Below are 22,965 nucleotides of genomic sequence, written 5' to 3'. Positions count from 1 at the left end.
AATTACCACATACAAGGGAATGCAGGAGGGATTGTGATGAGCTGGACAGGCATAGCATTGTTTATCCAATTGTTTTTCGGGATTATCATCGGATTATATTTTTTGAATCTGTTAAAAGGACAAAGAACGCAAAAAGTAACCATTGACCGCGAATCGAAAAAAGAAATGGAACAGCTGCGGAAAATGCGGTCGATTTCATTAACGGAACCGCTTTCGGAAAAGGTCAGGCCTACCTCCTTCACGGATATAATTGGCCAGGAAGATGGAATTAAAGCTTTGAAAGCCGCCTTATGCGGACCGAATCCTCAGCACGTTCTGATATATGGTCCCCCGGGCGTAGGAAAAACTGCTGCGGCGAGGTTGGTCCTCGAGGAAGCAAAGAGAAACGCCAAATCCCCTTTTAAACAATCAGCTATCTTTATTGAACTTGATGCAACCACCGCCAGATTTGATGAAAGAGGGATAGCGGACCCGTTGATTGGTTCTGTCCACGACCCGATCTATCAAGGGGCAGGAGCCATGGGCCAAGCGGGAATACCCCAGCCGAAACAAGGTGCGGTCACTAATGCACATGGCGGCGTTTTATTCATTGATGAAATCGGAGAACTTCATACAATCCAAATGAATAAGCTTCTGAAGGTGCTGGAAGATCGCAAGGTTTATCTCGAAAGCGCTTATTATCAGGAGGAAAACACAAACATACCGACACATATACATGATATATTCAAAAATGGGTTTCCGGCTGATTTTCGGCTTATTGGTGCGACGACAAGGACGCCGAATGAAATCCCTCCGGCAATTAGGTCCCGCTGTATGGAAGTTTTTTTTCGTGAATTGGACAGGGAAGAAATCATCGAGGTTGCTAAAAATGCGGCAGACAAAGTGAAATTATCAATTAGTGATAAAGGGCTGGAAATAGTTTCTGAATATGCCCGGAACGGCAGGGAAGCCGTGAATATGGTGCAAATTCTGGCCGGTATCGCCATTACAGAAAATCGGTCCTTTATAAAGGATGAAGACATTGAATGGATTGCGCTCAGCAGCCAGCTATCTCCACGGCTTGAACGGAAAATTGCTCCAAAGCCCAGGGTGGGGTTAATAAATGGATTGGCAGTACAAGGTCCAAACAGCGGTTCTGTTCTTGAATTAGAGGTTACCGTTTTGCCTGCACAGGAAAAAGGGAGCATCAATATTACCGGGATTGTTGAAGAAGAAAGCATTGGCAGCCAAGGAAAGTCGGTACGCAGAAAAAGTATGGCGAAGGGATCAATTGAGAATGTGATCACGGTCCTCCGTGCCATGGGAGTTCCTGCTGACCAGTTTGATATTCATGTAAACTTTCCCGGCGGGGTACCGATTGACGGCCCATCAGCAGGAATAGCGATGGCAACAGGCATTTATTCAGCCATTTATAAAATACCTGTTGACCATACAATTGCCATGACAGGTGAAATCAGCATACATGGCAATGTGAAACCTGTAGGCGGGGTTGTCCCCAAGGTAAGGGCTGCAAAATTGGCAGGGGCGAAGACCGTCATTATACCTTCTGATAATATGCAATCGATCCTTGAGGAAATGCAAGGCATAGAAATCATCCCGGTGACAAACATAAAAGAGGTATTCGAAAAAGCCTTGAAGAAAGATTTGATCCCTGAAGAGATATTGCCGCAAATAAGCTCGAAAAAAGAAAGTGTGTAACGATTGCCTCGGTTGATGCCGGGGTTTTCTTCCTGAGATTTGCCCGGTTGTCTATGACAAATGGCCTTCAAGGTTAATTACGTGCTTTTAACGGTTTTTTTGTACATAATAGAGGGAAAATAAGTGTGGATGAAACAATAGACACTTGTTTTCAAATAGGATAGAATTGTTAAAAGACTGGCTTGGCTGGTAAAATTTAATAGTAATTAAGACGATGCGATAATGAGTGGAGGTGTCAGGCAATGGCTGATAACGAAATCATCGTCCCCCTCCTGCCGCTTAGAGGATTGCTTGTATATCCGACAATGGTGCTGCACTTGGATGTCGGACGGGAGAAATCTGTACAGGCTCTTGAAAAAGCAATGGTGGAAGACCATCTTATCTTTTTAACGACACAAAAAGATATTTCCCTGGATGAACCAGGTGAAGATGATATATACAAAATGGGAACACTGACGAAGGTAAAGCAGATGTTAAAGCTTCCAAACGGTACGATCCGTGTCTTGGTGGAAGGATTGAACCGGGCGGAAATAACTTCGTTCTATGATAATGATACGCATTTTTCCGCCAAGCTTGAAATATATGAAGACAGCACGGAAAAAGAGATTGAGCATCAGGCGCTAATGAGGACGCTTTTGGAGTATTTTGAACAATATATAAAAATGTCCAAGAAAATCTCCGCTGAAACATTTTCATCGACTGCCGATATTGAGGAGCCCGGAAGGCTTGCGGATATCATCGCGTCGCATCTGCCGTTAAAACTTAAGGAAAAGCAAGAGATCCTGGAAACAATCGATGTGAAGAAGCGCCTTAGCCGCGTCATTGAAATCATCAATAATGAAAAAGAAGTCTTGAATCTGGAGAAGAAAATCGGGCAGCGGGTCAAGCGCTCCATGGAAAGGACCCAAAAGGAGTACTATCTGCGCGAACAAATGAAAGCAATCCAGAAAGAACTTGGCGATAAAGAAGGAAAAACCGGCGAGATTGCACAGCTTACCGAAAAAATAGAGGCTGCAGGAATGCCTGAGCATGTGAAAGAAACGGCGTTCAAAGAACTCGACCGTTATGAAAAGATCCCTGCAAGCTCCGCGGAAAGTGCAGTCATCCGTAATTACATTGACTGGCTTGTCTCTATTCCATGGACGAATGCAACAAAGGATGACTTGAACATCCATAAAGCGGAAAAAATATTAAACCGAGAACACTATGGATTGGAGAAAGTAAAAGAACGGGTACTGGAATATTTGGCCGTTCAGCAACTTACCAATTCATTAAAGGGACCAATCCTATGCCTTGCCGGACCTCCGGGAGTCGGTAAAACAAGTCTTGCAAAATCAATCGCGTCCTCCTTAAACCGCAATTTTGTCAGGATTTCCCTAGGTGGGGTCCGCGACGAGTCTGAAATCCGCGGCCATAGACGGACATATGTCGGCGCGATGCCCGGAAGGATTATCCAGGGCATGAAAAAAGCCGGAACGGTGAATCCTGTTTTCCTTCTGGATGAAATCGATAAGATGTCGAATGACTTCAGGGGCGATCCTTCTTCTGCAATGCTGGAAGTGCTGGATCCGGAGCAAAACCATAATTTCAGTGACCACTATATTGAAGAAGCATACGATTTATCGAATGTTATGTTCATCGCTACTGCAAATAATCTGGCAACGATACCGGGTCCATTGCGGGATCGTATGGAAATTATCTCCATTGCCGGTTATACGGAGATCGAAAAGCTCCACATTGCAAAGGATCATTTGCTGGTACGCCAAATGGAAAAGCACGGGCTGCAAAAATCCCAGCTCCAAATCCGGGATGATGCTTTTATGGCGATCATCCGGTATTACACAAGGGAAGCAGGCGTGAGAAGCCTTGAACGGCAGCTTGCGAGCATTTGCCGGAAAACTGCAAAAATCATCGTTTCTGGAGAAAAAAAGCGAGTGGTTATCAATGATAAAAACATTGAGGATTTCCTTGGCAAACGGATTTTCCGTTACGGGCAGGCAGAGCTTGAGGATCAGGTTGGAGTCGCAACCGGGCTTGCCTATACCACAGTAGGCGGTGATACCCTGCAAATAGAGGTGTCCCTGTCCCCTGGTAAAGGAAAACTAATTTTAACCGGGAAGCTTGGGGATGTCATGAAGGAATCCGCGCAGGCAGCCTTTAGTTATATACGTTCAAAGACAGAGGAATTGAATATCGATCCGAATTTCCATGAAAACCATGATATCCATATTCATGTGCCTGAGGGAGCTGTCCCGAAAGATGGCCCGTCCGCCGGCATCACGATTGCGACTGCCCTGATTTCAGCACTTACGGGGCGCCCCATCCGCAAGGAAGTTGGCATGACTGGCGAGATTACATTACGCGGGCGAGTACTTCCTATCGGGGGCCTGAAGGAGAAATCATTGAGCGCCCATCGCGCCGGTTTAACGAAAGTCATCATGCCCAAGGATAATGAAAAGGATATAGATGATATTCCGGAAAGCGTCCGAAATGAATTGGAGTTTGTCCCTGTGTCCCATCTGGACGAAGTTCTCGAGCATGCATTGGCAGGTGACAAGGATTGAAGGTTACAAGTGCCGATATTGTGATCAGCGCTGTAAAGCCTGAACAATATCCAACCGATCCGCTTCCTGAATTTGCTTTGGCCGGCCGTTCAAATGTCGGAAAATCCAGTTTCATCAACAAAATGATCAACCGGAAAAGCCTGGCAAGGACCTCGTCCAAGCCAGGCAAGACACAGACCCTTAATTTTTATATCATTAATGATGTATTACATTTCGTGGATGTTCCTGGCTACGGCTATGCCAAAGTGTCAAAAACAGAGCGGGCGGCATGGGGAAGAATGATAGAGACCTATTTTACTTCCCGTAAACAATTGCGTGCGGCATTACTGATCGTTGATTTGCGCCATCCCCCTTCCAATGATGATGTGATGATGTACGATTTTTTAAAGCATCATGAGCTTCCCTGTATCATAATTGCCACGAAAGCGGATAAGATCCCGAAAGGAAAGTGGCAAAAGCACTTAAAGGTGGTCCGAGAAACGTTGGATGTGGATCCAGATGACCAATTGATCTTATTTTCCGGCGAAACCGGACTTGGGAAAGAACAGGCGTGGAGTGCTTTACAATCATTTATGTAAGGAGACAGGGGCTTTCCCTGTCTTCTTTTTTCTTTAAGGAGGGATGCATAGTGAGTTCATTCGAGGAACAAATCAATATGCTAAAAGACTGGATTGACAAATCTGAACGGATTGCTGTATTGACCGGGGCAGGTGTAAGCACGGAAAGCGGCCTGAAGGATTTTCGTTCTGATGAAGGGATTTTTGCAGGAGAGGAACCGATCGAGTATTACCTTTCACGTCCCTACTTTAACAGACAGCCCACGGAATTTTGGAAGAAATACAAGAGGATTTTTCACTTGGGGCAATTACATGCCTATCAGCCTAGTCTTGCACACACATTTCTTGCCGGAATTGAAAGAAAAGGGAAAAATGTCACGATTATCACCCAGAATGTGGACGGCCTGCATCAGAAAGCAGGCAGCAGAAATGTGATTGAGGTACATGGGGCCGTTACCAGCGCCACTTGCCCAAAGTGTGGCGGGATTTATGATTTTACGTATATCATGAATATGGAAGTGCCGGTATGCAAGGATTGTGAACGGGTTTTGAACCCGGATATCGTTCTATACGGGGATGAGATACATGGTTGGGAGGAAGCTGAAAAAAGCGTAATGGATGCGGATTTGTTCCTGGTTATGGGAACATCCCTTTCTGTCACTCCCGTCAATATGTTTCCCTCAATCGCAAGTTTGGCAGACGTCCCGCTACGGGGGTTGCTAAACAATGAACCGACCATCATGGATCGTTATTTTGATTTGATTATAGAAGAAAGGCTGGGTACTGTCTTTGAAGCCTTATCGAGGTGAATGACGGGGCCCGGTTTTTCGGGCCCTCACTTCTTTTTGATAAATAAGAAATAAAGGCCAGCCGCAACCAATAATGCCGGCCACAATTTAAGGCCGGTTGTAACGCCTGTCTCAAGAAAACCCAACCAGGAAATGACTTTGTCATAAAATAAGGATGAAATGGCAATCACTAATAATAGGATACCCTGAATCATTCCACTGTTTGTTTTTTTTGCCCGCAGAATAAAGCCAAGTGAGATAATCAGAATGAAAATGCCGACATTGTCAGGCCATATCCGGTATTTGTTCACTATGTGGAAATGCAGGCCAAACCCAAATAAGATCACACCCGGCAAGATGGCTTCATGGTCATTTCCGCCGTATGCCTGGCTTAAAAAAGCAAGGCCGACAATGCACAGTAAGGTTGGCCACGTATAAAATCCGGAAAAGATTTCGATCCTGGACTCTTCCAGAAAAAAATAAAGCCCAAAGCCAATTAATATGGTTCCGGGAAAAATCCGTTGTGCTTTCATTTATGCCTCCTGATGTGCGCCAGTTTAGATACTTGAAGTTATCCATGTTATTTGATATGGTACTTTTGAAGTGGATTGTCGAAATATCATCTATTTTGCATACTATATATCATAAACTTTCAGGTGGAAATAGTCTAAATTTTTTTCTTAGTCTGCATTAGCCTGTCAGGAACCGGCGGATGAGACCTCACGTTCACAATTCAAGAACTGTTCATATTTTTTTCATATAAAGTAAACAGAAAATGATATAATGTCATAGGTATACATTTATATTTTGGGGGTGTAACAAAAAATGCATATTCTAGCGGTAGGACTAAACTTTAAAACTGCCCCTGTAGAAATACGTGAAAAATTGTCATTTACCGAGGCCGAACTTGCGGATGCAATGAAGGCCCTTAAAAATAAAAAAAGCATTCTTGAAAATGTCATCGTTTCCACCTGCAACCGGACAGAAATCTATGCAGTAGCTGATCAAATCCATACATCAAGGTATTATATAAAAGAATTTCTTTCAGAATGGTTCCAAATTGAAAAGGAAGAATTCTCTCCGTACCTCTTCGTTTATGAAGGCGACGGAGCGATTGAACATTTGTTTAAGGTTGCCTGCGGATTGAATTCTATGGTGCTCGGCGAAACGCAAATTCTTGGACAAGTCCGTTCGAGCTTTATGGCTGCACAGGATGAAGGAACGATCGGCACTGTGTTTAACCACTTGTTCAAGCAAGCCTTGACTTTGGCAAAAAAGGCGCATGCCGAAACGGAAATTAATGCAAACGCCGTGTCTGTAAGCTATGCGGCAGTCGAACTTGCCAAAAAAATCTTTGGCAGCCTGAACGGCAAGAATACGCTGATCCTCGGCGCAGGGAAAATGGGTGAGCTTGCAATCCAGAACCTTCACAGCAATGGTGCCGACAACATCACTGTCATCAATCGCACCCATGAAAAAGCGATTGCGCTTGCTCAACGTTTTTCAGGCCATGCCAAGAAGCTTCAAGAACTGCAATGTGCTTTAGTGGATACAGATATCTTAATCACTTCTACAGGTGCCAAGGACTTTGTAGTTACTGAAGAAATGATGGCGAATGTAAACAAGCTTAGAAAAGGCCGGCCGATTTTTATGGTCGATATTGCAGTACCTCGGGATTTGGATCCCGAACTGGCAAAATATGAAAATGTTTTCCTTTATGATATAGATGATTTGGAAGGAATCGTGCAGGCAAATATTCAGGAGCGTGAAACCGCTGCTGAAAAAATTTCGATCATGATTGAGTCTGAAATCGTCGAGTTTAATCAATGGATTAACATGCAAGGCGTGGTCCCGGTGATATCCGCTCTCCGTGACAAAGCACTGGCCATCCAGGCAGAAACAATGAACAGCCTTGAAAGAAAGCTCCCGCATCTAAGTGAGCGCGACAAAAAAGTATTGAATAAGCATACAAAAAGCATCATTAACCAGATGCTTAAAGACCCGATTCTATATGCCAAAGAATTGGCTGGCGATCCGGATGTCAATGAGGCATTGAGCCGATTCGTGAAGGTTTTCAACTTGGAGGAATTGGTTGAAGAACAGACGCAGCCTTCTGCAGCCAAAAATCCGGTTACCGTACAATTGAATCACGCTGCGGCAAGGGTATAGAGGTAGATATGCTGGAACTCATGATGACCAGATTGCACGAAGCCACCGTGATTTTATATGCGTTGAGTGTGCTCTTATACTTTATTGATTTTCTGAATAATAACCAGAAGGCAAATCGCTTTGCCTTCTGGCTGCTTGCAATTGTTTGGCTTCTTCAAACAATTTTTTTATTTCTGTATATGTTGGAAACGGGGAGATTTCCCGTACTTACCATATTCGAAGGGCTTTATTTTTATGCCTGGATATTGATTACACTGTCACTTGTGATCAACCGGCTGCTGCGCGTCGATTTTATTGTGTTTTTTACCAATGTTCTCGGTTTTATCGTGATGGCGGTGCATACTTTTGCACCGGTACAGATTGAATCAGAAGTACTGGCTGAAAAGCTTGTGTCAGAGCTGCTGCTTATTCACATTACAATGGCGATCCTTTCCTATGGGGCATTTTCGCTTTCATTTGTTTTTTCATTGCTATATCTCATACAATATGACCTTTTGAAAAGGAAAAAGTGGGGAAAGAGGCTGATGAGGCTGGGGGATCTCGCAAAATTGGAACACATGTCTTACGTACTGGCGGTTATCGGGGTTCCAATGCTAGTACTGGCCCTTATTCTTGGCTTGCAATGGGCCCATTTAAAAGTTCCTGACCTATTTTGGTATGATCCGAAAATCATCGGTTCCTTTATTGTTTTAACAGCATATAGCGTGTATTTATATTTAAAAGTTCGGAAACAAATGTATGGAAAGACGCTCGCTTTTTGGAATATTGGTTCATTTTTAGTTGTCATCATTAATTTCTCCCTGTTTGGGAGCCTTTCAACATTCCACTTCTGGTATACATAGGAGGAAACCATGAGAAAAATTATTGTCGGTTCCAGACGGAGCAAACTAGCGATCACCCAAACGAATTGGGTCATCAACGAGCTTAAGAAGCTTGGCGTACCTTTCGAGTTTGAAGTGAAGGAAATCGTCACAAAGGGTGATAAAATACAAGACGTTACACTAGCAAAAGTGGGCGGAAAAGGCCTTTTTGTCAAAGAAATCGAACAGGCGATGCTTGACAAGGAAATAGATATGGCGGTCCACAGCATGAAGGATATGCCTGCCTTGCTTCCTGATGGGTTGACAATCGGCTGTGTGCCTCCGAGGGAAGACCACCGGGATGCCTTAATTTCAAAGAATCATATTCCATTGGACGAGCTAAAGGGAGGTTCCGTTATTGGGACCAGCAGCCTTCGCCGTAGCGCACAGCTTCTTGCGAACAGGCCGGACCTTGAAATCAAATGGATCCGCGGAAATGTGGACACACGGTTGGAAAAGCTGGCCAACGAAGATTATGACGCGATCATTCTGGCGGCCGCAGGTTTATCGCGCCTCGGCTGGAAACAAGAAGTAGTGACACAATTCCTTGACACCGACCTGTGCCTGCCAGCGGTGGGACAAGGAGCACTCTCTATAGAGTGCCGAGAAGATGATCATGAGCTTTTGGCAGAGCTTAAGAAACTGACATGTGAGAAAACAAAGCTTGCTGTTGAGGCGGAAAGGGCTTTTCTTGATAAAATGGAGGGCGGATGCCAAGTGCCCATAGCCGGATACGCAACGGTGAAAGACAACGGTTCTGTTTCCCTTTCGGCACTTGTCGCCTCTCCTGATGGAAACACGATATATAAAGAAATAATAGAAGGAAATGATCCGGTCAGTGTCGGGAATGAAGCAGCCGCCGTGTTAAGCAATAAAGGCGCGAAGGAATTAATTGACCGTGTAAAAGAGGAGCTCGGCCAGTAATGCGTGTCGTCAAACCTCTTCAAGGATATAACATCCTTGTAACAAGAGGGGAGGAGCAGTCCGAAAGCCTTAGCCAAACCATTGCTGCTCTTGGAGGGAATCCCTATGCGGTTCCCCTGATTGATTTTGCCCTGCCAAAGGACCAGCAAAGTGTGAAAAAACATATCGGACAGCTTAATCAATATGACTGGCTTATTTTTACAAGCCAAAACGGAGTAAAATATTTCTTCGAATTGGAGGGAAAAACGGAACACCCTGGTAAAATGCCCAAAATTGCAGTAATCGGGAGTAAAACTAAGCAAGCGCTTGCGGAGTTTGGATACCGGGCGGATTTCTTGCCTGATGAATTCGTAGCCGAAGCTTTTACACAGCAATTTGTCCGTCTGGTTAAACAGAATGACAGGGTGCTGGTGGCTAAAGGAAATCTGGCCCGTTCCGTCATATGGGAGGAAATCAGCCGATTGGGAGCAGAGTGCCAGGAAATCATCGTTTATGAGACAATTTTCCCTGAGGCAAGCGAACAACGGCTTGCCGGCCTGCTCCGTAATCGGACAATTGATATTGTTACATTTACCAGCTCGTCAACGGCAAATCATTTTATGAACGTCGTAAACAAGCATGGTTTGCAAATGGAAGCCGGGGAGCCCATTATCGTGTGTATCGGGCCGATAGCAAAGAAAACAGCTGAAAAGCTGGGCCTGGTTGTCCATGTGTGCCCTGACACAGATTATACTGCTAAAGCAATGATAGACAGCTTGATACAATACTTAGAAGTTAAGAACCAAGAGGAGGAAAGGGTATGAAAGACATTCAGTTTAATCGCCACCGCCGATTGCGCTCCAGTGCAAACATGAGGGCTTTAGTGCGGGAGACATACCTTCATAAAGAAGACTTGATTTACCCGATTTTCATCATTGATGGAGAGCAAGTGAAGAATGAGGTTTCATCCATGCCAGGTGTTTTCCAGATTTCAATGGATAACCTAAATGAGGAAATGGAGGAAGTGACAGGCCTTGGCATTAAGTCAGTCATTCTTTTCGGAGTCCCGCATGAACATGATAAAGATGAACAAGGTTCAGGAGCATTCCATCATAACGGGCTGGTCCAGAAAGCAACCAGATTTATTAAGAAAGAGTTTTCGGATGTCATCGTCATCGCAGATACATGCCTTTGTGAATATACAAGCCACGGCCACTGCGGCATTGTGGAGGATGGAAAGATCCTGAATGACAGATCCCTGGATCTTCTTGCCAAAACAGCTGTGAGCCAAGCTGAAGCAGGTGCGGATATCATCGCTCCGTCGAATATGATGGACGGGTTCGTTACAGCGATCCGTGCCGGGCTGGATGAAGCCGGTTATCATGATATACCGGTTATGTCATATGCCGTAAAATATTCATCCGCATTTTACGGACCGTTCCGTGAAGCAGCCAATGGGGCTCCGCAATTTGGCGACCGCAAAACCTACCAGATGGATCCGGCAAACCGTATCGAGGCATTCCGTGAAGCGGAATCCGACGTAATGGAAGGAGCGGACTTCCTGATTGTGAAACCAGCGCTTTCTTATTTGGATATTATCCGTGACGTGAAAAATAATTTCAGTCTGCCGGTTGTAGCCTATAACGTAAGTGGCGAGTATTCCATGATTAAAGCAGCAGCCCAAAATGGCTGGATTGATGAAAAGGCAATCGTGATGGAAATGCTGACAGGCATGAAACGGGCCGGTGCGGATTTAATCATTACGTATCATTCCAAGGATGTTGCCCGCTGGCTGGATGAGCAAAAGTAATCATATATGCCTTAAAATGAAAGGGGATGCGAATTATGCGGTCATATGAAAAATCAAAGAAGGCCTTTACCATAGCACAAGACCTTATGCCCGGAGGTGTCAACAGTCCGGTACGGGCCTTTAAGTCGGTGGATATGGATCCGATTTTCATGGAGCGGGGCAAGGGTTCAAAAATTTACGATATCGATGGCAATGAATACATCGATTATGTCCTGTCGTGGGGACCGTTAATCCTGGGCCATTCCAATGACAGAGTCGTTGAAGCCTTGAAAAAAGTAGCCGAAACCGGAACAAGCTTCGGGGCTTCCACGTTAGTCGAAAATGAACTGGCGCAGCTTGTGATTGAAAGGGTTCCTTCCATTGAAATGATTCGCATGGTATCTTCCGGAACCGAAGCAACCATGAGCGCCCTTCGCTTGGCCCGCGGCTATACCGGACGCAATAAAATCTTGAAATTTGAAGGATGCTATCATGGCCATGGGGATTCATTGCTGATAAAGGCCGGTTCAGGCGTTGCCACCCTGGGTTTGCCCGACAGCCCCGGTGTACCAGAGAGTGTTGCCAAGAATACGATCACCGTTCCCTATAATGACATTGAAAGCGTAAAATATGCGTTTGAACAATTCGGCGATGACATCGCCTGTATCATTGTTGAGCCGGTCGCAGGCAATATGGGTGTCGTCCCTCCTCTGCCAGGCTTCCTTAAGGGGCTTCGCGAGCTGACCAGCAACAATGGCTCCCTGTTGATTTTTGATGAGGTTATGACCGGGTTCCGTGTGGGCTATAACTGTGCACAGGGACACTTTGGCGTTACACCGGACCTTACATGCCTTGGGAAAGTAATCGGCGGCGGCCTGCCGGTAGGAGCTTTTGGTGGCAAAAGAGAAATCATGGAGCAAATCGCCCCAAGCGGGACAATCTATCAGGCGGGCACTTTATCGGGAAACCCGCTTGCGATGACGGCTGGCCTAGAAACATTAAGCCAGTTGACTCCTGAAGTCTATGAGGAATTCAAACGAAAAGGAGATATGCTTGAACAAGGCATCGGGCAGGCGGCGAAGAAGCACGGTGTCCCGCATACCTTTAACCGTGCAGGCTCCATGATCGGGATGTTCTTTACAAATGAAGATGTCATCAATTATGAAACGGCTAAAAGTTCGGATTTGGATTTCTTCGGAACGTATTACCGAGAAATGGCGGAACATGGCGTTTATCTACCGCCATCCCAATTCGAAGGTCTGTTCCTTTCCACCGCGCATACGGATGATGATATTGAAAAAACGATTGCAGCTGCAGAAAAGGCGTTTTCGAAGTTAAAAGGATAATATATTTCAAAGGTCTTGCTTTATCACTTTGATAAAGGGAGGCCTTTTTTAATGGTCTCCCCTTCTCCTTCTTATCCGAATAAATAGCATAAATAATTTTACTCCTTCATAGATTGTTAATGGCATAGTCATTGTTTTTCTTAGGATTTGAAAGGAGGAGTTGTTTTGTCGAAGGAAAATCAATCGTATTTACGATTTTCATTAGAAGAATCCATTTGGTTTCAGAAGGAACATGAAGTAGCTGAACTTTACTCCATCTCCCTGGATCCGAATGTTACGATCTTAGAAAGAGATCAATATGTAGTCATTAAGGGAACGCTTGATTTAAGCGGAGAATACAAGGAAGATCGGGGCACTGGCGAGTCTGTCATCAAGAATTATACCCAACACTACCATCCAAAAACGGTGCAGCAGGTGGAAAGAAGGGACTCAGGCATCAATGAATTCATGCACCGGTTTCCGGTAGATATTACAATTCCGTATGACAGGATTCATTCACTGCAGGATGTGGATGTGGAAATCCAAACATTTGATTATTTAATGCCAGATAAAAACTGTCTCAAGCTTCAGGCTGATCTGCTGATTACAGGCATATACAGGGATCAGTTGTCCGATCAAGAAGTCGATGATGAAACGTATGGGGAAGAATCCCAGTATGGATATGGCGAACATGAAGAAGTTTCCTATGAAAGTAATTTTACGGACTACTCCGCAAGTCATCAAGATTTAGATGAACCTACAACCCACCGTGAAAAAGAAACAAACCCTGCAGGCGGGGAAACGGAAATTTTTTCACAAACCGAACAAGGCCAGTTTGAAACATTTGAAGAGTATATCCGGAAAACATCTTCTTTCCAAAGCCTAAAAGGGGAAGAGGACAACCAAAAGTTTGAGGCCATGTTTGAAAGTCCTATCATTGCGGGGGAAAGCCCTGTAAGCAATACTGAGGATGGACTGTATATACCATTTTACGCCCAAGCCAGGAAACTTCCGGAAGAAGGGCGGGCTGAAAAATCAGAACCTGAGCTTATAAGCAAACAGCCTGACATCCCCGTGTTCGATATTCCAATGGAACCTCTCTATGATGAATTGAAAACAAAAATGCAAGTATCCGAAAAACAACCGGAAACAACTCATCCATGGACTGATTTGATTAAGCACGGAAGCTTCGATCCTGATGAAACAAACTCTGTACAACAAGAGCCTGCCCCTGCACAGCAGCCAGCAACGGGCCAGCAAGTGCCTCTCCCTGCACAGCAGCCAGCAACGGGCCAACAACAACAGCCAATCCCTGCACAGCAGCCAGCAGAAAGCCAAAAACCGTTGTTGCCTGCCGGAAACCAGCCAGCTGGTCAACAAGCACCTCGCGCTGCTGAACAAGAGGGTGACAGGGGGGAAAAGCAGAAGGTCCAAGCAGAACAAACCCAACTAGAACAAACCAAACCAGAACCAATCCCGGCAGACGATGGGGTACAAAAACCTGAACAACAAGAGCCGCTCCCTGATAATAAACAAGCGAATCAAGAAGAACCGATTCTGCAAGAGCCAGTTCAGAATTCTAAGGGAATAGAAGAAGAACCGGTACCTGCAGAAACAAATCAGCAATCAGGCCGGAAAGAAACAGAGCCTGCCAAAGCCGAGGCAGAGCCGGGGGAAAACCAATTGGAACCAATCCTGCACCTTGCCAAAAGAGAGGATGCCCCCAAAGTTAAAAATGCTAAAAACAAGGATGGCCGTGCTTCTTCCAATCGTGAAAGTGAACCCGAAAATCAAGAACAAAAAGAACATATTTCATTAATGGACTTTTTTGGCCGCAAGCAGGAGGAAGAGCTGACAAAGGTAAAGGTATGCATTGTACAGCATGGAGATACGCTATCATCGCTTGCCGACCGGTATGAAGTCAGCGAACAGTCCATTTTAAGCAGCAATGCACTGGAGCAGGGGCAGGATGTGTACGAAGGCCAGGTACTCTATATCCCCAGGGGAAAAGCGTTAAAATTGTAATGGTAATTCCAGAGCAGAGACGGCGGGCCCTGCTCTGCTGTTTTTTTTCGGATCATTTAAAAAACCCCATCAAAACATGCCATTCAAGTGAAGGTGAGTGGATTAACCGAATATGGAAGACAAACAGGAATTTAATGATACAGAGGTTATTTTGCACCAGTATTCGTTGCATGCCAGATATGTTGAAAATTTTGGGAAAGTGAAGAAAGTCTATAGCGATAAAGGCATTTTTGCTTTAAAAGTGATATCCCCCCAAAAAGGGATGGACTTCTTCCGGAATATCCAATTCTTATATCAGCGCGGCTACAACCGGATTGTTCCGATTTATCCGGCGACAGACGGGAGGTATGCTGTGCTCCATGGAGGGCATTTATATTATTTAATGCCCTGGCTGCTGAATGAGGACACCGGTGAGCGCGATGAACGCCACATGCAATTATTCCGCGAGCTTGCAAGAATGCACACCCTCTCGATGAAAGAAAGGCCTGTAAAAAAAGAAGAAAGAGAAGAGCATTATGAAGAGACTATAAAGCAGTGGAAGGAACAACGTGAATTTATCGAGGAATTTGCTGGAGAGAGCGAGAAAAAATGGTATATGTCCCCATTTCAGCTTTTGTTATGCATGTATTATACCGATATTACCCAGGCATTGAATTATGCTGAAAAAAAGCTTGAAGAATGGTTCAAGAAAACAAAAGAGGATGAAAAAGTAAGGACTGTTATTACGCATGGAAAGCTGTCCATGCAGCATTTTATTTACGATGATAGAGGATATGGCCATTTTATCAATTTCGAAGATTCAAAGACGGTTCCGCCTCATTTTGACTTATTGCCTTTTTTGGTAAGATCCGCAAGGACCTATCCTACCCGGTGTGATGATTGTGTCAGCTGGCTCTACAATTACCTTAAATATTTCCCGCTGAAAGATGAAGAAATGCTTTTATTCCAGAGCTATTTGGCGTATCCCGGATCATCGATCCAAACTGTGAGGAACTACTTTGAGAAAAAGGGAGGAAAAAGCGAGCTATATTATGTCAGCCAGCTTCAGAGGCAATATTGGTTATTAAAAAACACGGAATACATGGTAATGAAGATCGAGGAAATTGAGCAGCAGAAAAAAGCGGCTGCTGGGCAGGAACAATCACAAAGCTAAGACCGGCCAGGCAAAGAAATTTTTGCTGGCCGGTTATTTTTTCTCAAAGAGGAGATAACTTAACAACAATGAGTACTTCAATAGATGAACGGCGGGTTGTACCAATTGAACAGCTTCTTGATCTTGCTGTCTAAAATAGGGATATTATCTGTGATATATGCCCATAAACACATAAAATAATCATCTATTTAAACAGTGTAATCCAAGAAGTGGCCAAGTTCAGGAAATCAGATAGAACATAGGCTGAGTACGCACGTCCTGTGCCAACACCTGTGTGATCCACATCCTACGCGCCTCAACTATCCTCCTGTCTTTGTACTAAGAAACCCTCCTGCGAATAAAGCGGCTGTTATTATATCCACTCCAGATGAAAGGCTACGGCTATCAAAATAAAGATGGCAAGCAGCAAAACATCGAATGTGGTTGGCAATAAAAAAGTCCTGATCCCTTGAAAGACGCTGAAAGGGATGATGAATTGAGCGCAAACAGCGCGGACCGTTCTGAGCCAGGGAGGCAATGAATAAGGATTATATCTTTTTCTCATTGGGCGAAAACCATCCTTTTGTATTATTATGCCATCGTATGTTTTCTCGGCAGAAAATGTGCTTTTTGCCTATGGCCTATCACGCGGGATATGTATACAATGAGTAAAAAACGGAAAAGAATATTGACTATATAACATATTTTTATGTACTATATTAAATGAATCTTCCATCAGCTGTATGTAGCCAGCGAAGGGAAATCTGAATAAATATAAAGACTGAGAACAGGAATAGTAAGATGCCATACTGCTTTACAGAGAGGAAGCCATTAGCTGTAAGGTTTCCAGGCCGGTACCATCCGAAGTCGCCTGTGAGTCGTTTCCGTGAACTGATTAAGGGCGCGTTTCCGCGTTCACTTTTGGCTAGCGGAATACCGGCAAGAGCCGTTATCTTATTTGAGAGCCGAACAAAATTGCATTACTAAATTTTGTCGGAAAAAAGGTGGAACCGCGAACAACTTCCTTCGTCCTTTTGTGATGAAGGAAGTTTTTTATTTTCCGGGATTTTGAATGCCTGATAAAGGAGGAAGTTTATATGGAACAACAGCAGCAAACAATGCCGACCAAATATGATCCGCAGACGATTGAAAAAGGACGGTATGAATGGTGGTTAAAGGGGAAGTTTTTTGAAGCGAAAAGCGAAGGTGAAAAAGAGCCATATACAATCGTTATCCCGCCCCCGAATGTAACGGGGAAATTGCACCTTGGCCATGCATGGGATACGACGCTTCAGGACATTTTAACCCGCATGAAACGGATGCAGGGCTATGATGTATTATGGCTTCCTGGTATGGACCATGCTGGAATCGCCACGCAAGCCAAGGTGGAAGAGAAGCTTCGGAACCAGGGCCAAAGCCGTTATGACCTGGGGAGGGAGAAATTTCTCCAAGAAACATGGAAGTGGAAAGAAGAATATGCGAGCCATATCCGCCAGCAATGGTCAAAGCTTGGGCTTGGCCTTGATTATTCACGGGAGCGGTTTACGCTGGATGAAGGACTTTCCAAAGCGGTTCGCGAGGTTTTCGTTTCCTTATACAAAAAAGGATTGATCTACCGCGGTGAATATATCATCAACTGGGATCCTTCCACGAAAACGGCGCTGTCTGATATAGAGGTTATTTACAAAGATGTACAGGGTGCATTCTATCATATGAAGTATCCATTGGCGGACGGATCCGGACATATCGAAATTGCTACGACACGGCCGGAGACCATGCTTGGGGATACAGCGGTAGCCGTTCATCCTGAAGATGACCGCTATAAACACTTAATAGGCAAAACAGTCATCCTGCCGATTACCGGCCGGGAGATTCCCATCGTTGGCGATGATTACGTTGATATGGAATTTGGTTCAGGCGCCGTGAAAATCACGCCTGCCCATGATCCTAATGATTTTGAAATCGGCAACCGCCACAACCTTGAACGCATACTCGTCATGAATGAAGACGGTACGATGAACGGCAGGGCAGGAAAATACGAAGGCATGGACCGTTTTGAATGCCGGAAGCAAATTGTAAAGGACTTACAGGAAGAGGGCGTCCTTTTCAAAATTGAAGACCACCTCCATTCGGTTGGCCATTCAGAACGAAGCGGAGCAGTAGTAGAACCATATCTATCAACTCAATGGTTTGTAAAAATGCAGCCATTGGCTGATGAAGCGATCGCGCTTCAGCAGAAATCCGAAAGTGAAAAGGTTCATTTCGTGCCGGACCGTTTTGAGAAGACATACCTGCACTGGATGGAAAATATCCGTGATTGGTGTATTTCACGCCAGCTTTGGTGGGGGCACAGGATCCCTGCATGGTACCATAAGCATACAGGGGAAGTTTATGTCGGCCTGGAGGCCCCTGAAGACATCAAAAACTGGGAACAGGATAAAGATGTGCTTGATACTTGGTTCAGCTCGGCGCTTTGGCCTTTCTCCACAATGGGATGGCCGGATACAGAGTCAGCAGATTACAAACGGTACTATCCAACGGCAGCGCTTGTGACCGGATATGATATCATCTTCTTCTGGGTATCGCGTATGATATTCCAAGGTCTTGAGTTTACAGGAGAACGGCCATTTAAAGATGTACTAATTCATGGCCTTGTCCGTGACGCACAGGGACGCAAGATGAGTAAATCGCTTGGAAATGGTGTCGATCCAATGGATGTCATCGACCAATACGGTGCCGATTCCTTGCGTTACTTCCTGTCAACCGGCAGTTCTCCGGGACAGGATTTGCGCTTTAGCATTGAAAAGGTAGAAGCAGTCTGGAACTTTGCCAATAAGATTTGGAATGCTTCACGCTTTGCATTGATGAATATGGATGGGCTGACTTATGAAGAAATCGATTTGAGCGGCGAAAAATCCGTAGCGGACAAGTGGATTTTGACCCGATTGAACGAAACGATCGAAACCGTTACAAGACTCGCTGATAAATATGAATTTGGCGAGGTTGGCCGCATCCTATACAATTTCATCTGGGATGATTTCTGCGACTGGTACATTGAAATGGCTAAACTTCCGCTGTATGGTGAAGATGAGGCTGCCAAGAAAACCACGCGTTCTATCCTGGCATATGTACTGGATAATACGATGAGATTGCTGCACCCTTTCATGCCGTTTATTACCGAGGAAATTTGGCAGAATCTGCCGCATGAAGGCGAATCCATCACAACAGCGGCATGGCCGGAAGTGAAAGCTGAATTGACCGATGCTGAAGCAGCTGAAGAAATGAAGCTTCTTGTTGAAATTATCCGTTCTGTACGAAACATCCGTGCAGAAGTAAATACGCCGATGAGCAAAAAAATCAAGCTGATCCTGAAGGCGAAGGATGAAGAGACATTAAGCAGGCTTCAGAAAAACAGTGCTTATATTGAACGCTTCTGTAACCCTGAGGAATTCACAATCGGCACAGATGTTGAGGAACCAGGGCAGGCAATGACCGCAGTTGTCACCGGCGTAGAATTGATTCTGCCTCTGCAGGGCTTGATCAACATTGACGAAGAAATCAGCCGCCTGGAGAAGGAGCTCGATAAATTGAACAAGGAAGTAGAGCGTGTTCAAAAGAAATTAAGCAATGAAGGCTTTGTAAAGAAAGCACCTGAAAAGGTAATTGAAGAGGAACGTGCGAAGGAAAAGGATTACAGCGAAAAACGCAATACTGTCATCAGCAGGATCCATGAATTGAAGCAACTGTAAGTAAAAAAGGATGAACCCGTTACGGTTCATCCTTTTTTATCATAGAGTAAACATGCCGGGGCGGACCACCACTTTATCAGCGAAGGTCAGAATTCACGAGCGAAAATCCAGTTTTATGATCGGCATCTAAATTTATGAGCGAAAATTTCAATATATGAGCGAAAATTTTAATTTATCAGCGGAAAACCGAATATATCAGCCATCAATATACTTGATCTCCCAATTCTTCCTTGATATGCAGTAAATACTCCCTGACGATATTAATATCTGTCAAGGCACTGAGCGTCCGGCTGCCGACAACGTCTTCAATTTCATTCAATAAAAAGCTGCCTTCTTCGGAAAAAACAAAATCGACACCGGCCATGCCAAAATCCACCACATTAATTATTTTTTCTACAAGAGATTTTTGTTCAGCGGACAGTTCATACAGCGAGGCGCTGCCGCCCAAGGTGTAATTTGCTTTAAAATCAGTTTCCGATTCCCTCAATACAGCGGCTATGATTTTCCTTCCAACAATAAATACCCGTACATCCTTGCCATAAACGGCAGGTTTTTGGAGTATCCATTTGCCTGGGGATCCTTGCAACTCATGCTCCTCTTTTTCGTTTTCAATTAGATAGACTTGTTTTCCACCGCGGCCTGAGACTTCTTTAGCTATATAAGGGTATTGCAACAGGACATCCTCCCGACGAAAGTGGTCTCGATTGCCATAGATGGTATCAGCCATCGGAATTCCAAGCTGCGCCATGAATTGATGGGTTTTCGCTTTGTTATTGCACAAGTCCGAGACAAACGCAGAATTAAAACATCTTACGCCAATCAGCTCCAACTGCCTTGTGAAAAAAGGATCAATCGTTCGCACGATTGCAAATGAAGGGAGGAGCACCGATTTCTTTTGATGGAATAATTCTAGCTTTGATGACAAATGCCCTAATGAAAAATCCTCCCGGAACAGCAGGGAAAGCTTCATATCCATTTGTCCGGCTTCTTCAATCATCCAGTAAATATAAGACATATTCCGCGCTGCATCTTCTTTTGAATAAATCAGCCAGCCCTGCTCATGCATGGTTTTTCTCCTTTTCATTCTGCAAGATATAGCTGATCATATCATCTGCTATATTTACTCCTGTCGCATGGTAGATATTCAGTAAATGGGAATTCGAGTTCACTTCGCATAGCAGTGGCCCATTTTCGCCAAAAAGCAGGTCTATGCCGGCGAAATCCAGGCCAAGTACGTCTGCGCACCTGATTGCCAGTTCTGCTTCCTCTTTTGTTGGGGAATAAGGCATGGTTTTTCCACCGTTCGTGACATTGGCCCGAAAATCGGTCGCGGATGTACGGAGCATCGAAGCGACAACCCTGCCGCCCACTACGTTTAATCGTATATCCCTGCCCCTGCTGCTTTGGACAAATTCCTGCAGCATAAAAGGTACATGGGCAATTTCTTGCACCTTTGCAATCAATTCCGTTTCGTTTTCAACAAGATACACCTGCTGGCCAAATGAACCGTAAGCTTCTTTTACGATCAGTGGGTATCCGAGGCATGCTCCGATATCCCTGAAAGTCTGAAAATCATTCCGTAGGATTCCTTCGTATGTAAAAGGAGGGAAAATTGTATTAGGCATTGGTATGCCGCGGTTTGCCAAGGCATGATGGGTCTTTGTTTTACTGTCACAGACCTCGATGGCTTTGCTGCTGTTATATACAGGCAGGCCCATCAACTCTAAGTGGAAGGCCAATGGGATATCTTTATCCATATAAATGATAAAGTCAGGAAGTTGTTCTGCCAGATCGCCTTTTAACTTGGCCACCCCATTAGCAAGGACCGGAATCAATTCCGTATTCCTGACGATAGTTGCTTTCACTCTTTTTCTCTCCGCAGCATCCTTGATAAAAACCGCAAGATCGGAAAATTTCTCTTGCTGCAAATAACCATTTATGATGATCCAGCAGCTTTTTTGCGAATCGTCCATTTACGCCGCACTTCCTTTAGATATAGTTACTTAATTGCTAAAACTATTGTAAAATATATCTTTACAGAAAGTAAGCAGCAGTGCAATATTGGAGGCTTTTATATGAAAAGAAAGACAATGGCTGACGTAGAAGAATATTTACTGCAGAGGCAGATGAAGCTGGGAATGGATTTTGGCCTGGCCCGGATGGAAAGGTTTCTTGATTATCTCGGCAATCCTCACGCTGAAATGAAATTCATTCATATAGCCGGATCGAATGGCAAAGGCTCGACACTGAATTATATCAAGGAAATATTGATTGAGGCCGGTATATGCGTTGGGTCCTTTACTTCCCCATATTTAGAACGCGTGAATGAAGAATTTACAATAAATCATTCTATGATCAGTGACACGGAATTTATTTCAGTTTTTAATGAAATCTATTCAACAATTGAGAAGATGGACAAGGATTCGGAAGGACCGACACAATTCGAAATTTTGACCGCCATCGCTTTTATGTATTTTAAAAAGAATGACGTAGATATTGTTTTGCTTGAGGCAGGGCTTGGCGGTAGGCTCGATTCTACGAACGTGGTTACCCCTGTCCTGTCGATCATTACATCTATTTCCCTTGAACATACCAATATCCTGGGTGACTCCATCGAATTGATAACAGAGGAGAAAGCAGGAATTATCAAGAAAGGAGTGCCAGTAATCAGCGGCGTGAAAAACCCACAAGCAGAAGAAATTATAAGGTTAAAGGCTGATACGCAGGATGCCCCTTTATTTCAGCTTGAAAGGGACTTTGCCTTGGAGGCTTGGAACACACATGAAACCTCTCAGTCCTTCACATTTCGAATGGACAAATATGTGCTAGAAAAAGTTCAGCTTACGATGCGTGGCTGGCATCAAGCGGAAAATGCATCCCTTGCGTTAACGGCCATTACGCTTTTAAATGGACGGCAAGAGTTTTCCATTCATGAAGAAAGCATTCGAAAAGGCCTGCGCCAATCGGCTTGGAGGGGCCGTTTTGAACTGTTATCGGAAAACCCGCCCATCATATTGGACGGTGCCCATAATCCTGCAGGCATGTTGGTATTGATGGATACACTTCATAACGCCTATCCAGAAAAAAAATATCGTTTTGTGTTTACTGCCCTGAAAGATAAAAACTATAAAGAGATGATTAACATCCTTGATGTCTATGCCGAACAGGCAATCTTTACGGAAATTCCGCATGCCCGTGCCGCTAGTGCCGAGGTTCTTAATGAATCTAGTAAAAGCCATAGCAAACAAATGATAAAAGGCTGGCAAAAAGCAATCGAAGCAGCCATCAAAAACCTGGGGCAAAATGAGGCTCTTATCATCACGGGCTCGTTATATTTTCTGGCGCTGGCCAGGCCCTATACCAAGGTCATTCTTCAGGACATGCCATAAAATCAACAGATTTACAG

Annotated in this window: 18 protein-coding genes and 1 other annotated feature; of the genes, 14 read left to right on the top strand and 4 right to left on the bottom strand. The window is 44.5% G+C overall.

The window, feature by feature from the left end:
* Positions 1–36: 36 nt before the first annotated feature.
* The 4 genes from lonB (at position 37) to D0466_RS08560 (ending at position 5,628) form a co-directional block, all read left to right on the top strand.
* Positions 37–1,698, top strand: a complete 1,662-nt coding sequence (gene lonB / locus D0466_RS08575; RefSeq protein ID WP_117322075.1) for an ATP-dependent protease LonB — start codon at positions 37–39, stop codon at positions 1,696–1,698.
* Between the two features lie 242 nt (positions 1,699–1,940).
* Complete coding sequence (lon, locus tag D0466_RS08570; protein ID WP_117322074.1) at positions 1,941–4,262, top strand: endopeptidase La; 2,322 nt, start codon at positions 1,941–1,943, stop codon at positions 4,260–4,262.
* Positions 4,259–4,840, top strand: coding sequence for a ribosome biogenesis GTP-binding protein YihA/YsxC (yihA, locus tag D0466_RS08565; RefSeq protein WP_117322073.1), 582 nt, complete (start codon positions 4,259–4,261; stop codon positions 4,838–4,840). Before lon ends, yihA begins: the two co-directional genes overlap by 4 nt.
* Before the next feature lie 50 nt (positions 4,841–4,890).
* On the top strand, positions 4,891–5,628 hold the full coding sequence (locus D0466_RS08560) for an NAD-dependent protein deacylase (RefSeq protein WP_117322072.1): 738 nt from the start codon (positions 4,891–4,893) through the stop codon (positions 5,626–5,628).
* A gap of 26 nt (positions 5,629–5,654) precedes the next feature.
* On the opposite strand, the gene D0466_RS08555 is transcribed toward D0466_RS08560, so the two are convergent.
* Positions 5,655–6,140: a LiaI-LiaF-like domain-containing protein gene (locus D0466_RS08555; RefSeq protein WP_117322071.1), complete on the bottom strand. Its 486-nt coding sequence runs from the start codon at positions 6,138–6,140 to the stop codon at positions 5,655–5,657.
* Between the two features lie 292 nt (positions 6,141–6,432).
* Here D0466_RS08555 and hemA point away from each other — a divergent pair, with 292 nt between their 5' ends.
* The 8 genes from hemA to ysxE all read left to right on the top strand — a co-directional run bounded on the left by hemA (position 6,433) and on the right by ysxE (position 15,831).
* Positions 6,433–7,776, top strand: coding sequence for a glutamyl-tRNA reductase (hemA, locus tag D0466_RS08550; protein ID WP_117322070.1), 1,344 nt, complete (start codon positions 6,433–6,435; stop codon positions 7,774–7,776).
* 8 nt (positions 7,777–7,784) lie between these two features.
* On the top strand, positions 7,785–8,618 hold the full coding sequence (locus D0466_RS08545; RefSeq protein ID WP_117322069.1) for a cytochrome C assembly family protein: 834 nt from the start codon (positions 7,785–7,787) through the stop codon (positions 8,616–8,618).
* Positions 8,619–8,627: 9 nt separating this feature from the next.
* The gene (gene hemC / locus D0466_RS08540) at positions 8,628–9,560 is read left to right on the top strand and encodes a hydroxymethylbilane synthase (protein ID WP_117322068.1); all 933 of its coding nucleotides are present in this window, start codon (positions 8,628–8,630) and stop codon (positions 9,558–9,560) included.
* Positions 9,560–10,363, top strand: a complete 804-nt coding sequence (locus tag D0466_RS08535; protein ID WP_117322067.1) for a uroporphyrinogen-III synthase — start codon at positions 9,560–9,562, stop codon at positions 10,361–10,363. The genes hemC and D0466_RS08535 overlap by 1 nt, the downstream gene beginning before the upstream one ends.
* Positions 10,360–11,349, top strand: coding sequence for a porphobilinogen synthase (gene hemB, locus D0466_RS08530; protein WP_117322066.1), 990 nt, complete (start codon positions 10,360–10,362; stop codon positions 11,347–11,349). Before D0466_RS08535 ends, hemB begins: the two co-directional genes overlap by 4 nt.
* 35 nt (positions 11,350–11,384) lie before the next feature.
* On the top strand, positions 11,385–12,674 hold the full coding sequence (gene hemL, locus D0466_RS08525) for a glutamate-1-semialdehyde 2,1-aminomutase (protein WP_117322065.1): 1,290 nt from the start codon (positions 11,385–11,387) through the stop codon (positions 12,672–12,674).
* Between the two features lie 165 nt (positions 12,675–12,839).
* Positions 12,840–14,678, top strand: coding sequence for a LysM peptidoglycan-binding domain-containing protein (locus D0466_RS08520; protein WP_117322064.1), 1,839 nt, complete (start codon positions 12,840–12,842; stop codon positions 14,676–14,678).
* 112 nt (positions 14,679–14,790) lie between these two features.
* Positions 14,791–15,831 carry a spore coat protein YsxE gene (gene ysxE / locus D0466_RS08515; protein WP_117322063.1) on the top strand — a complete coding sequence of 347 codons (1,041 nt, stop codon included), beginning with the start codon at positions 14,791–14,793 and terminating at the stop codon, positions 15,829–15,831.
* Between the two features lie 352 nt (positions 15,832–16,183).
* On the opposite strand, the gene D0466_RS08510 is transcribed toward ysxE, so the two are convergent.
* The gene (locus tag D0466_RS08510; RefSeq protein ID WP_117322062.1) at positions 16,184–16,375 is read right to left on the bottom strand and encodes a hypothetical protein; all 192 of its coding nucleotides are present in this window, start codon (positions 16,373–16,375) and stop codon (positions 16,184–16,186) included.
* 209 nt (positions 16,376–16,584) lie between these two features.
* Positions 16,585–16,847 (top strand) — a binding site (T-box leader).
* 60 nt (positions 16,848–16,907) lie between these two features.
* Between D0466_RS08510 and D0466_RS08505 the strand changes: the two genes are divergently transcribed.
* On the top strand, positions 16,908–19,559 hold the full coding sequence (locus tag D0466_RS08505) for a valine--tRNA ligase (RefSeq protein WP_117322061.1): 2,652 nt from the start codon (positions 16,908–16,910) through the stop codon (positions 19,557–19,559).
* A 202-nt stretch (positions 19,560–19,761) separates the two neighbouring features.
* Here D0466_RS08505 and D0466_RS08500 read toward each other — a convergent pair whose 3' ends face one another.
* The gene (locus D0466_RS08500; RefSeq protein ID WP_117322060.1) at positions 19,762–20,625 is read right to left on the bottom strand and encodes an ATP-grasp domain-containing protein; all 864 of its coding nucleotides are present in this window, start codon (positions 20,623–20,625) and stop codon (positions 19,762–19,764) included.
* A complete protein-coding gene (locus D0466_RS08495) occupies positions 20,618–21,532 on the bottom strand; it encodes an ATP-grasp domain-containing protein (RefSeq protein ID WP_117322059.1) in 915 nt (304 codons plus the stop codon). Before D0466_RS08495 ends, D0466_RS08500 begins: the two co-directional genes overlap by 8 nt.
* Before the next feature lie 102 nt (positions 21,533–21,634).
* On the opposite strand from D0466_RS08495, the gene D0466_RS08490 reads away from it, so the two are divergent.
* The gene (locus tag D0466_RS08490; RefSeq protein WP_117322058.1) at positions 21,635–22,948 is read left to right on the top strand and encodes a bifunctional folylpolyglutamate synthase/dihydrofolate synthase; all 1,314 of its coding nucleotides are present in this window, start codon (positions 21,635–21,637) and stop codon (positions 22,946–22,948) included.
* The last annotated feature ends 17 nt before the right edge of the window (positions 22,949–22,965 follow it).

The organism is Peribacillus glennii, assembly GCF_003429105.1.
Classification (GTDB): Bacteria; Bacillota; Bacilli; order Bacillales; family DSM-1321; genus Peribacillus; species Peribacillus glennii.
This window is presented reverse-complemented; position numbering and strand designations above follow the sequence as displayed.

Excerpts from the sequence above, each read along its gene's own strand:
- D0466_RS08495 (WP_117322059.1), bottom strand. The coding sequence starts at position 21,532 with ATGGACGATTCGCAAAAAAGCTGCTGGATCATCATAAATGGTTATTTG.
- D0466_RS08500 (WP_117322060.1), bottom strand. The coding sequence starts at position 20,625 with ATGCATGAGCAGGGCTGGCTGATTTATTCAAAAGAAGATGCAGCGCGG.
- D0466_RS08505 (WP_117322061.1), top strand. The coding sequence starts at position 16,908 with ATGGAACAACAGCAGCAAACAATGCCGACCAAATATGATCCGCAGACG.
- hemL (WP_117322065.1), top strand. The coding sequence starts at position 11,385 with ATGCGGTCATATGAAAAATCAAAGAAGGCCTTTACCATAGCACAAGAC.
- D0466_RS08510 (WP_117322062.1), bottom strand. The coding sequence starts at position 16,375 with ATGAGAAAAAGATATAATCCTTATTCATTGCCTCCCTGGCTCAGAACG.
- D0466_RS08535 (WP_117322067.1), top strand. The coding sequence starts at position 9,560 with ATGCGTGTCGTCAAACCTCTTCAAGGATATAACATCCTTGTAACAAGA.
- D0466_RS08490 (WP_117322058.1), top strand. The coding sequence starts at position 21,635 with ATGAAAAGAAAGACAATGGCTGACGTAGAAGAATATTTACTGCAGAGG.
- ysxE (WP_117322063.1), top strand. The coding sequence starts at position 14,791 with ATGGAAGACAAACAGGAATTTAATGATACAGAGGTTATTTTGCACCAG.
- D0466_RS08555 (WP_117322071.1), bottom strand. The coding sequence starts at position 6,140 with ATGAAAGCACAACGGATTTTTCCCGGAACCATATTAATTGGCTTTGGG.
- lonB (WP_117322075.1), top strand. The coding sequence starts at position 37 with ATGAGCTGGACAGGCATAGCATTGTTTATCCAATTGTTTTTCGGGATT.
- D0466_RS08545 (WP_117322069.1), top strand. The coding sequence starts at position 7,785 with ATGCTGGAACTCATGATGACCAGATTGCACGAAGCCACCGTGATTTTA.
- hemB (WP_117322066.1), top strand. The coding sequence starts at position 10,360 with ATGAAAGACATTCAGTTTAATCGCCACCGCCGATTGCGCTCCAGTGCA.
- hemA (WP_117322070.1), top strand. The coding sequence starts at position 6,433 with ATGCATATTCTAGCGGTAGGACTAAACTTTAAAACTGCCCCTGTAGAA.
- hemC (WP_117322068.1), top strand. The coding sequence starts at position 8,628 with ATGAGAAAAATTATTGTCGGTTCCAGACGGAGCAAACTAGCGATCACC.
- lon (WP_117322074.1), top strand. The coding sequence starts at position 1,941 with ATGGCTGATAACGAAATCATCGTCCCCCTCCTGCCGCTTAGAGGATTG.